13 protein-coding genes are annotated in these 11003 nt (G+C 52.7%); 10 read left to right on the forward strand and 3 right to left on the reverse strand.

The window, feature by feature from the left end:
* The 10 genes from hisD to ABJQ89_RS01880 all read left to right on the forward strand — a co-directional run.
* Positions 1-1238 (forward strand): histidinol dehydrogenase (gene hisD, locus ABJQ89_RS01835; RefSeq protein ID WP_348494572.1); only part of this gene is annotated, 1238 nt, incomplete at its 5' end.
* Positions 1239-2285: an ester cyclase gene (locus tag ABJQ89_RS01840; RefSeq protein WP_348494573.1), complete on the forward strand. Its 1047-nt coding sequence runs from the start codon at positions 1239-1241 to the stop codon at positions 2283-2285.
* Positions 2282-3040, forward strand: coding sequence for an SDR family oxidoreductase (locus tag ABJQ89_RS01845; protein ID WP_348494574.1), 759 nt, complete (start codon positions 2282-2284; stop codon positions 3038-3040). The genes ABJQ89_RS01840 and ABJQ89_RS01845 overlap by 4 nt, the downstream gene beginning before the upstream one ends.
* Positions 3040-4059: a LacI family DNA-binding transcriptional regulator gene (locus ABJQ89_RS01850; RefSeq protein WP_348494575.1), complete on the forward strand. Its 1020-nt coding sequence runs from the start codon at positions 3040-3042 to the stop codon at positions 4057-4059. The genes ABJQ89_RS01845 and ABJQ89_RS01850 overlap by 1 nt, the downstream gene beginning before the upstream one ends.
* Positions 4056-5024: an ester cyclase gene (locus tag ABJQ89_RS01855; protein ID WP_348494576.1), complete on the forward strand. Its 969-nt coding sequence runs from the start codon at positions 4056-4058 to the stop codon at positions 5022-5024. The genes ABJQ89_RS01850 and ABJQ89_RS01855 overlap by 4 nt, the downstream gene beginning before the upstream one ends.
* Positions 5025-5028: 4 nt before the next feature.
* Positions 5029-5997 (forward strand): cupin domain-containing protein, encoded by a 969-nt coding sequence (locus ABJQ89_RS01860; protein ID WP_348494577.1) that lies wholly within the window; start codon positions 5029-5031, stop codon positions 5995-5997.
* Between the two features lie 33 nt (positions 5998-6030).
* Complete coding sequence (locus tag ABJQ89_RS01865; RefSeq protein WP_348494578.1) at positions 6031-7158, forward strand: cobalamin-independent methionine synthase II family protein; 1128 nt, start codon at positions 6031-6033, stop codon at positions 7156-7158.
* 6 nt (positions 7159-7164) lie between these two features.
* Positions 7165-7860 (forward strand): RraA family protein, encoded by a 696-nt coding sequence (locus ABJQ89_RS01870; RefSeq protein ID WP_348494579.1) that lies wholly within the window; start codon positions 7165-7167, stop codon positions 7858-7860.
* A 169-nt stretch (positions 7861-8029) separates the two neighbouring features.
* Entirely contained in the window at positions 8030-8695 is a 666-nt protein-coding gene (gene nth / locus ABJQ89_RS01875) for an endonuclease III (protein ID WP_348494580.1), read from the forward strand.
* The gene (locus ABJQ89_RS01880) at positions 8692-9684 is read left to right on the forward strand and encodes an adenosine kinase (RefSeq protein WP_348494581.1); all 993 of its coding nucleotides are present in this window, start codon (positions 8692-8694) and stop codon (positions 9682-9684) included. The genes nth and ABJQ89_RS01880 overlap by 4 nt, the downstream gene beginning before the upstream one ends.
* A gap of 14 nt (positions 9685-9698) precedes the next feature.
* Here ABJQ89_RS01880 and ABJQ89_RS01885 read toward each other — a convergent pair whose 3' ends face one another.
* The 3 genes from ABJQ89_RS01885 to ABJQ89_RS01895 all read right to left on the reverse strand — a co-directional run.
* A complete protein-coding gene (locus ABJQ89_RS01885) occupies positions 9699-10142 on the reverse strand; it encodes an SRPBCC domain-containing protein (protein WP_348494582.1) in 444 nt (147 codons plus the stop codon).
* A 1-nt stretch (position 10143) separates the two neighbouring features.
* A complete protein-coding gene (locus tag ABJQ89_RS01890; protein ID WP_348494583.1) occupies positions 10144-10437 on the reverse strand; it encodes a metalloregulator ArsR/SmtB family transcription factor in 294 nt (97 codons plus the stop codon).
* A gap of 77 nt (positions 10438-10514) precedes the next feature.
* Positions 10515-11003 (reverse strand): sulfotransferase family 2 domain-containing protein (locus tag ABJQ89_RS01895; RefSeq protein ID WP_348494584.1); only part of this gene is annotated, 489 nt, incomplete at its 5' end.

The following is an 11003-nucleotide window of genomic DNA, read 5'->3' on the forward strand; positions in this document are numbered from 1 at the left end:
AAGATATCGAACGTCGCGGCGACGCCGCTGTGCGTGATCTCTCCAAGAAATTTGACAACTACGCGCCGACATCATTCAGATTGTCTGAAACAGAGATTGAAGACCTAATCGCATCTCTCTCAGATCGCGAATTGGCCGACATCAAGTTTGCACAGGAACAAGTGCGCAATTTTGCCCAAGCCCAGCGCGATAGCATGCTCGATGTGGAAATAGAGACTATGCCCGGCGTGATCTTGGGTCACAAAAATATCCCCGTGCAATCGGTTGGCTGTTACGTCCCCGGTGGCAAATTTCCCATGGTCGCATCGGCCCATATGTCCGTAGCGACCGCGACCGTTGCTGGCGTTCCCCGCATCGTTGCGTGCACCCCGCCGTTTAACGGCAAACCAAACGCTGCCGTGATCGCGGCTATGCATTTGGGCGGCGCGCATGAAATTCATGTGATGGGTGGTATCCAAGCTGTTGGGGCAATGGCGATCGGGACCGAAACGATTAAACCGGTGCATATGCTTGTCGGCCCCGGAAATGCCTTCGTGGCAGAAGCAAAGCGTCAACTGTTCGGCCGCGTTGGGATTGATCTGTTTGCGGGTCCGACTGAAACAATGGTAATTGCCGACGACACCGTTGACGGGGAATTATGCGCCACCGATCTTCTTGGCCAAGCGGAGCACGGCTATAACAGCCCCGCTGTTTTGCTCACCAACTCTCGTAAATTGGCCGAAGATACTTTGCGTGAAATTGACCGTCTTTTGGAAATCCTGCCAACGGCAGACACAGCATCTGTCAGTTGGGCCGATTATGGCGAAGTTATCCTATGCGATACTTACGACGAAATGCTCGCGGTCGCAGATGATATCGCATCCGAACACGTTCAGGTCATGACGGATCGTGATGATTGGTTTCTGGAACATATGACCTGCTACGGTGCGCTGTTCTTAGGGGCACGTACCAACGTTTCGAACGGCGATAAGGTCATCGGGACCAATCACACGTTACCAACCAAAAAGGCCGGCCGCTATACAGGCGGGCTTTGGGTTGGGAAGTTCCTCAAAACGCATTCCTACCAAAAGATCACAACTGATGAAGCCGCAACGCTCGTCGGCGAATATGGCAGCCGTTTGTGCATGCTTGAAGGCTTTGTAGGTCATGCTGAACAATGCAATATCCGAGTGCGCCGCTACGGTGGGATTAACGTCCCCTATGGCACGGGCGCGCCGTATCGAGATGCGGACGACTAGATGACCTTAGCACGTGACAATGCCACCTCGATCGGTCCGCTATTGGCGGCACTACGAGATTTTGACGCTACGAACGTGCAAACTGTTTTAGAACAAATCATGGCGCCCGATGCAGTTGTTCATATGTGTCACCCCTTTGGTGATCTTTCTGCCGATGCGCTTTATAGTACCTGCTTTGCACCATTGCTCACAGGCATGCCCGATGTAGAACGGCGCGATACAATACTTGTTAGTGGGAAAACTCCCGAAGGCCACGATTGGGTTGGATGCTGTGGGTCGTATGTTGGAACCTTTGTAGCGCCCTTTCTTGACATTCCACCAACCGGTCATTTGGCCCACATGCGGTTCCATGAGTTTTACCGCATCGTTAACGGGCATGTGGCCGAAGTTCAGGCGATTTGGGATATCCCAGAGCTGATGATGCAAGCCGATGCATGGCCTATGGCCCCAAGTTTAGGCCGCGAATGGCATACCCCCGGCCCGATCCCCCAAGACGGGATGATAGATGCAACGGACCAAACACAACGTGCCAAATTCTGCCAAAATCATGTGCTCGATATGCTAACCGCCCTTAGCCGCCATCCGGTCGAACCCGTGGAGGCCATGGAACTTGAACGCTTCTGGCATCCGAAGATGACTTGGTACGGTCCCGCCGGGATTGGAACCGCGCGAGGCATTTCCGGCTTTCGTCATTGGCACCAAATTCCATTCCTAAACGCGATGCCTGATCGCGGTCAGTTTCCCGATGAAACTACTTTCCATTTCTTCGCTGAGGGCGACTATGTCGCTGTAACTGGATGGCCCGATATGGTGCAGACAGTTACAGGATCAGGATGGTTAGGGATTGCACCGAATGGGCAAAAGATCGAAATGCGGTCTTTGGATTTCTGGCGCTTAGACGGCGACAAAATTCGCGAGAACTGGGTTTTGGTCGATTTGCTCGATGTGTATCGACAACTCGGCGTTGATGTCTTTGCGAGGTTGCGCGAGTTCAACAAAGCACGACATATGTCGCCTCTGAGTTTCCCAGTTGGAGAGAGCGCATGAACTTACCAGTCACACCTTCGTTTTCGATGGAAGGCAAACGTGCATTCGTCACTGGCGCCTCTTCGGGGATAGGCCAGGCCTGCGCCGTTGCGATGGCCCAAGCAGGCGCATCTGTTGTCTGCGCCGCCCGTGGTGCTGACCGCCTGAATGAAACAGTGCAAGCCATGACTGATAAAGGATGGAACGCGCAGGCGCTCATCCTCGATCAAGCCGACCTTGGCTCGTTGAAAGACGTGATGCAGACCCCTTTCGATGTCGTGATCAATTCGGCGGGAATGGCACGTCACAAACCCGCCTTAGAGACCTCACTCGAGGATTTTGACGCGGTCATGGACATCAATCTGCGGTCCGCATATTTCTTATCGTCCTATGCAGCGCAGGCTATGAAAGCTGCGAATATTGCGGGATCAATCATCCATATTTCATCACAGATGGGCCATGTCGGCGGAACAGATCGAACGGTGTATTGCGCATCCAAACACGCGATCGAGGGCATGGTGAAAAGCATGGCGATTGAATGGGGACCGCTGGGCATCCGCATCAATACGATTTGCCCGACGTTCATTCGAACACCGTTGACCCAAGCGACTTTGGATGATCCGGAACGGTCCAAATGGATCAAGGATAAAATCAAATTGGACCGCATGGGCGAGGTCCAAGACATCATGGGCGCCGCGCTGTATTTAGCGTCCGATGCGTCGTCATTGGTCACGGGCACGCACATGCTCGTGGACGGAGGTTGGACAGCAGGCTGATGGCAGATCGCGTTACCTCTTTGCAAGTCGCCCAACTGGCTGGTGTCAGTCAATCAGCTGTGAGCCGCGTGTTCACCAAAGGTGCGTCAGTCAGCCCAAAAACAGCGCTTAAAGTGCGCCAAGCAGCTTTGGAGCTTGGCTATCGTCCCAATGTCCTCGCCAGATCATTGATCACGGGGAAAAGCCGGATCATCGGATTGATTGTCGCCTATTTGGACAACTACTTTTACCCTTTAGCCCTTGAGAAGTTATCGAACTCATTGCAGTCCGAAGGATATCACATCCTGGTTTTCATGGCCTCGAACGATACCCAATCAACAGATCAGGTGATCGAAGAGCTCTTGGATTACCAAGTCGATGGCATCATCACGGCCAGTGTTGGCATCTCAAGCGATTTGACAGCGCGATGTGAAGCCGCAGGTGTTCCGGTCGTTTTGTTTAACCGGTCACTCGATACATCGGACCACTCTGCTGTCACCTCTAACAACTTTGCGGGTGGTCGATCCGTTGCGGCCTTTTTTGCAGCGGCAGGTCACCAACGCATCGCCTATATCGGCGGTTGGGAAGGCGCGTCTACTCAGAGGGAGCGTGAGGCTGGTTTTAGGGATGGCTTAATTCAAGCAGGTTTGCCCTTGGCAGCACATGGGCTCGGCCAATTTACGGTTGAAGGTGCCAAAGAAGCCGCACGCCAAATGTTCGATTGCCCTACCCCACCTGACGCTGTTTTTGTTGCGACAGATCACATGGCATTTGCCGTCATGGACGTCGTCCGCAGCGAATTGGGACTGCGCGTTCCAGAAGACGTCAGCGTCGTAGGCTACGACGATGTTCCGCCCGCAGCTTGGGCAGCTTATGATCTGACCACCGTTCGCCAACGCGCGAATGTTATGGTCGAAGAAACGGTCAGTCTGATGCTCGATAAGATCAGCAATCCGGCTTCCGAGCCACGTCATATCAAGGTGGACAGCCCGCTCGTCATAAGAAGCTCTGCCAAAATTCCAGAAGGATGGACCCCATGAAAGGTTTCTCAGATCGGTTCACCGATTTTCCCGACTATATTTTGGGAATCACCCGGGAAATTTGGGAACAGCGCAAGCTCGCCACGCTGCACCACTACTATGCCCCCGACATTCCAGTACGCTCCCCCGGCTCAATCGTGTTCGGGAATAAAGGTGTGATCGGTGCCACCATGGCAACGCTCGCCGAATTTCCTGATCGGCGGCTCCTCGGCGAAGATGTGATTTGGTCAGGTACACCGGAAGAGGGCATGCTTTCGTCCCATCGCATTTTGTCAACAGCGACCCATTTGGGCGATGGTGTTTATGGCAAAGCTACTGGCAAAAAACTGCGCTACCGTATCATCGCCGATTGTCATGCGATCAACAATCAAATCAATGACGAATGGTTGATCCGCGACCAAGGCGCGGTCGTGCGTCAACTTGGCTGGGATCCCAAAGAATATGCGGTTGATTTGATTGAACGCGAAGGCGGCGCTGACAAATGTGTGCAGCCGTTCCATCCTTCCATCGATAAGGCTGGCCCCTACACAGGTCGCGGTAATGACAACGCATGGGGTGAAAAATACGCAGATATTTTGAACCGAATTATGGGCGCAGACTTGGGCGTTATTCCTGCCGAATACGACCGCGCGGTTACAGGGTTTTACCCCGGTGGAAAGGAACTCCTTTCTACCGATGGTGTGGATGATTTTTGGATCAGCTTGCGGGCAGCTTTCCCATCAGCCACCTTTACAATTGATCACCAAATCGGACGCGAAGACCCGATGATGCCGCCCCGCGCAGCGATCCGCTGGAGCCTAACAGGCAAGCATGATGGTTGGGGCGCGTTTGGTGAACCCTCAGGTGCCGAAGTGCATGTGATGGGGATCAGCCATGTCGAATTCGGCCCTTGGGGCATTCGCCGCGAATATACGCTTTTTGACGAAACTTCGATCTGGAAACAGATCGCGATGAAGACAGGGTAAACCCATGACACCTAAAGAAATGGAAACACGGATTGTTCGTTATGGCGATTTGATCCCCTGCAAGACCGCCTTCATTGACGCTCACACGCCGGGTAGCGATCAAAAGGAAAATTTCACCATCATTGGTGGCGGGGTAAGTGAAAGCGCGGATCAGCATGTGCATATCAATGACACGCCCGGCTTCAATATTGGTGCCGCAGGCCAACCGCCTAAGTGCCGTAATTCACTACACAGCCACACTACGGCTGAAGTGTTCTTTGTCCTAAAGGGACGCTGGCGTTTCTTTTGGGGTCGATGGGGCGATGCGGGTGAGGTCACTTTGGAAGAAGGTGACATCATCAACATTCCAACGGGCATATTCCGCGGGTTTGAAAACATCGGTACCGATTACGGAATGATCATGGCTGTTCTAGGCGGCAACGATGCAGGCGGCGGCGTCACTTGGGCTCCTCAAGTGATCCAGGATGCCGCACAACACGGGCTGGTTCTTGGTGAAAACGGAAAACTCTACGACACCAAACAAGGGGCCACTCTGCCCGATGGTGTGAAACCGATGCCGGTTTTAAACGATGCAGAGCTCGCCAAAATGCCTGAGCCGACTGCTTTGGACGTGATCCCGCGCCATGTGGCCCGTTACCTTGATTTGATGGGACTAGCAGGGAAATCACCTGCAAAAGTCATCGGCGCCGATGCTATCCTTCCTGACAAACCGGGTTTTGATGTCGAGTTCATTACGCGTGGATCGTTAGATGACCAGCCAATCTCGATTGAATTCTCTGTTGTTTTGATGCCGATGCGGGGACATTGGAAACTGTCTTGGGATGGGGGATCATCGACCTTAAACCCCGGCGATACATGTCTTCTGCCAGCCGGTTTCTCGCATAGGTTACACCCCAGCATGACAGGCGAAGCCAGCCTGTATCGCGTGGTATCAAACGACGATCCTGCAGGACCAACTTGGACCGGTAAATAGAAACGCCCGCTCGTGACATTTGAAAGAAATAGAATGACTAAAATCCTAACCTCACATGTTGGCAGTTTGCCGCGCACCCAAGATGTCGTCGATTTCATTTTCGCGCGTGAAAACGAGCAACCTTTCGATCAAGCTGCTTTTGATGCGGCGATGACTTCAGCGGTTGCAGAAACAGTCGCCAAACAGGTCAACGCTGGTATCGATATTGTAAGTGATGGCGAAACCTCAAAAATCTCATATGCCACTTACGTAAAGGATCGTTACACTGGGTTTTCCGGCGACAGCCCGCGCAATGCGCCAGCCGATCTAAAGATGTTTCCAGGGTTTCTGAAACGACTGGCTGATGAGGGTGGCACACCGCAATATGCGCGCCCAATGTGCACGGGCGATGTAAAATCAAAAGGCCAAGGTGAGCTGCAAAAGGATATCAACAATCTCAAAAGCGCAATGACGCAGCACGGGGTAGAACGTGGCTTCATGAATGCCGCGTCTCCGGGGGTGATCTCGCTCTTCTTGCAAAACGATCACTACAAAACTCGTGAAGCATACTTAGCCGCGCTCGCGGACGCGATGCGCGAAGAATACGAAACGATTGTTGCCTCGGGCCTTGATCTGCAACTGGATTGCCCTGACTTGGCGTTGTCGCGACACATGCTCTTCCAAGACCTGTCAGAAAAGGAATTCTTAAAGGTCGCGGCCTCCCATGTCGAAGCCTTGAATCACGCGTTGGAAAACGTCCCAGAAGACAAGGTTCGCATTCACATCTGTTGGGGCAATTACGAGGGTCCGCATTGTTGCGACATCCCTATGGATTCTGTCTTTTCGACCCTTATGTCGGCCAAAGCGCAGTACCTATTGTTTGAAACCTCAAACCCACGACACGCTCATGAATGGACAGTGTTTCGCGACCGCAAATCCGAAATTCCTGACAACAAAATCCTTGTACCCGGTGTGGTCGACACAACCACAAACTTTGTCGAGCATCCCGAATTAGTGGCTCAACGGATCGAACGTTTCACCGGAATAGTCGGCAACGATCGTGTTGTTGCAGGCTCTGACTGCGGCTTCGGAACTTTCGCTGGTTTCGGCGCAGTTGATCCAGACATCGCATATGCCAAACTTGCAAGCCTTTCTGAAGGCGCCGCACTGGTGGAAGGATAGCCAATCATGACCCCATCCTTACTCAAACGTTTGCAATCTGTAGACACACCAACGGTTTGCAACGCGATCGAAGTCGCCCAAGGAAAACGCGGCTTTGATGCATTCACCCGCGGAACAATGCTGTGCAGTGCACCAAACGAGCCTGCTGTTGTTGGGTACGCCCGAACGGCCAAGATTGCGGCCGTTCATGCGCCAACTGAGCCATCCGAGGTGATCAAAGAACGCCGCAAGGCATATTACAAACACATGGCGCACGCCCCCATGCCGGCCATCGCTGTTGTCGAGGATACGGATTTCCCAAATTGCATCGGCGCGTACTGGGGCGAAATTAATACGACGGTGCACAAAGGATTTGGGCTTTCTGGCACTCTGACAAACGGTGTTATGCGCGACCTTGGCGATGTCCCGTCAGGGTACCCCGTCATCGCTGGTTCAATTGGTCCCAGCCATGGCTTCGTCCATGTCAAAGAAATCGGAACGCCCGTCGAAATCTTTGGACTTACTGTTGAAGACGGTGATTTGGTTCACGCAGATCGCCATGGTGCTGTTGTCATTCCCAAGGACGTGATCGAAACACTGGAGGATGCAATCGAGAAATTACTGTCCACTGAGCACCTGATACTAGAACCAGCCCGCAAAGCCGGTTTTGATTTTGAAACGTTTGAAAAAGCTTGGGCCGAGTTTGAGAAAAGCCGGACTTAGCCTACGAGTTTCCCGAGGCGCTATTTGATATGGCCGAGGCTGAGTTCAACAAAAGAAGATCATTTTCCGGCAAAATTTTTTAGGCTCTAACCACTAATTAGGCGGATACTGTAGCTGTCTGACGTTCAACACTTGCCGCAACGAAGCCAACCCGTCATACCCCTGCCCCATGACTAGCCCAACGCCAAAACCAGCAAAACAGCTTCCCTATCACACCATTCGCGAGATTTTCTCGCGGTTTGAAGCGTCCGAGCCGGAACCGCTCGGGGAACTCAATCACACCAACGCCTATACGTTGGTTGTGGCTGTTGCCCTGTCTGCGCAAGCGACGGACATCGGTGTAAACAAAGCCACTGAAGAGTTGTTCAAGATCGCCGATACGCCGCAAAAGATGCTCGATCTCGGGCTGGATGGCGTGATTGAGCACATCAAAACGATTGGTCTTTATCGGAACAAGGCCAAGAACGTGATCAAACTCAGCCAGATTTTGGTGGATGATTATGATGGTGTCGTGCCAAATTCGCGCGCAGCGCTGGTCTCGCTCCCCGGTGTTGGGCGCAAAACGGCGAATGTGGTGCTGAACATGTGGTGGAAACACCCTAGCCAAGCCGTCGATACACACATCTACCGTGTCGGTAATCGCACAGGCATTTGCCCTGGCAAGGATGTTGACGTTGTGGAACGCGCGATTGAGGATCATATTCCAGTGGACTTTCAGCAGCACGCGCATCATTGGCTCATTTTACATGGGCGCTATATCTGCAAAGCGCGCAAACCCGTCTGCACAAATTGCATTATCAGAGATCTCTGCCCCTACGAGGACAAAACCCAATGAAAACTTACAAAGTCGTCGGAATCGGCAACGCCGTTGTGGACGTAATCACCCAAAGCGATGACAGCTTTCTTGCCAATATGGGCATCGAAAAAGGCATCATGCAGCTGATCGAAAAGGATCGCGCTGAGGTGCTTTATGGCTCCATGTCAGAGCGCACGCAGGCCGCTGGTGGGTCAGTTGCGAACTCCATTGCAGGTCTTGGATCGCTCGGGCTTCGCACTGCGTTTGTGGGCCGCGTGACTGACGATGCGCTTGGCAAATTCTACGCAAAGGCGATGACAGATGAAGGCACCGATTTCGTAAATGATCCTGTTGAGAACGGCGAATTACCAACGTCCCGTTCGATGATTTTCGTCTCCCCTGACGGTGAGCGTTCGATGAACACCTACCTCGGTATTTCTGCTGAACTCGGTCCTGAAGATGTGCCTGTTGAAGTTGGCGCAGACGCAGAAATCGTATTCCTAGAAGGATACCTCTTCGACAAAGACAAAGGCAAAGAAGCCTTCGTCAAGCTCGCGCGTAGCTGCCGCGCGGCAGGTGGCAAAGCAGGTATCGCGATTTCCGATCCATTCTGCGTTGAACGTCATCGCGCGGATTTCCTGAGCTTGATCGAAAACGAACTCGACTACGTGATCGGCAACGAAGAAGAGGTTAAGTCGCTCTTTGAGACGGATGACCTGAACGAAGGCCTCAGCAAGCTCGCCGCGATCTGCCCTCTGGCTGTCTGCACGCGCTCTGGCGATGGCGTGTCGATCATGTCAGGCGATCAGCGCATTGACGTGCCAGTACAAGAGGTCGTTCCAGTGGACGCGACAGGCGCAGGCGATCAATTCGCTGCTGGCTTCCTCTACGGTCTCGCGACAGGCCGCGATCTGGAGACCTGTGGCAAAATGGGGTGCATCTGCGCTGGCGAAGTCATCGGCCACGTCGGCCCACGCCCGAAAGCCAACATCGCAGCGATGTTCCGTGAAGCTGGCCTAGAAAACTAAGTCTAAGCGCCCTGTCACGCCAATGACGCGAGATGGGGCGCATAGCATCCATTCAACATTCCGCTCCAACCCGATTGATACATATCGCGGGTTTCGAGAGCAGACTCACCCAGTATTTCCCAACCCGAATGCACTAAGGTTACGCCGACGCGCCCGTCGTCTGTTGCTAGGAACGTGACATGTATCTGTGTTCCTTCGGCCGGTGTGCGCCCGACATACCATTCAATTTTGAGACTATTTGGGGGGGTCCATTCCGTAACGTGACCCCAAACATGTGTTTGGCCATCGGCCCCTGTTTCGATTATCTCACCACCAAGGGTGGGATCAAGCTTCACCGTCCCCTTACAAATCGAATGGCTTTCAACGGGCCACCATGAATTGATATTGTCGGTGAAGGCTTTGAAGGCTTGCTCTGGTGTGCTGTCGAGCACCACGTGCACTTCTACAGGTTCAATCATCTCAATCATCCTTTTGCGCGAGCCCATTCAGGGCGTTCTGCCAATGCTCAGTCAAAAAATTGCGAAGATCATCAAGGCTCTGAGGTTCGATACGGTAAAACCGCTTCGTCCCTTGTGGCTCAACAATAATCAAACCTGCATCGCGCAGAACCTTCAGGTGCTGTGAAACGACAGGTTGAGACGCTCCAGAGGTCTGGGTGAGATCCCCAACGGTGCACGCCCCGCTTTGTAAGGACGTGATGATATGTTGTCGAAGCGGGTGCGCGAGCGCAGCAAATTGATCTTCATAAGGCATTTCTTATATTAGAAATGCCTTATGATTCGATGCAAGAAAATTCTCATCGCATCTCTGCTTTTCTCAAAAACTCAGGATCAATCGCCTAGTTTGGCATGAACCTCATCCAAATCAATCTCGGCGATTGGCATCTTGTTGGACGGGTCATTGAAGTCATATTTGAACAGATCGAAATCACGTTTGTAGATTTCATAGACCAGATGCATCGACAAATCGTCGAAGTAATCTTCAACAGGATGCGCGCGCTTGGGACCGTGCCCTTCGCTTTCATTGAAACGCGGAATTTCGTTCAGATCAACTTTATTCGGGATTTCGATCTGATCCAGCACCTGCTGCATTCCGTCGTTGAATTGCTCGGTCCAGAATATCTTGTCATAGCGACCACCATTCACGATGAACGTGGACACATGACCAGACATAGCCGACCAGTGAATGTCCGGATCCATCGGGCGACGCCAGCGAATGGTGTCGCGCGCGAACAAGAGGAAGCGACGGAAGCTGGCAATCTGGTCAAACTCTTGCTTGCCATCGTCACCGCCGACTTCGATCCCGTATTTCTGGATCAA

The organism is Planktotalea sp. (genome assembly GCF_039984035.1).
GTDB lineage: Bacteria > Pseudomonadota > Alphaproteobacteria > Rhodobacterales > Rhodobacteraceae > Planktotalea.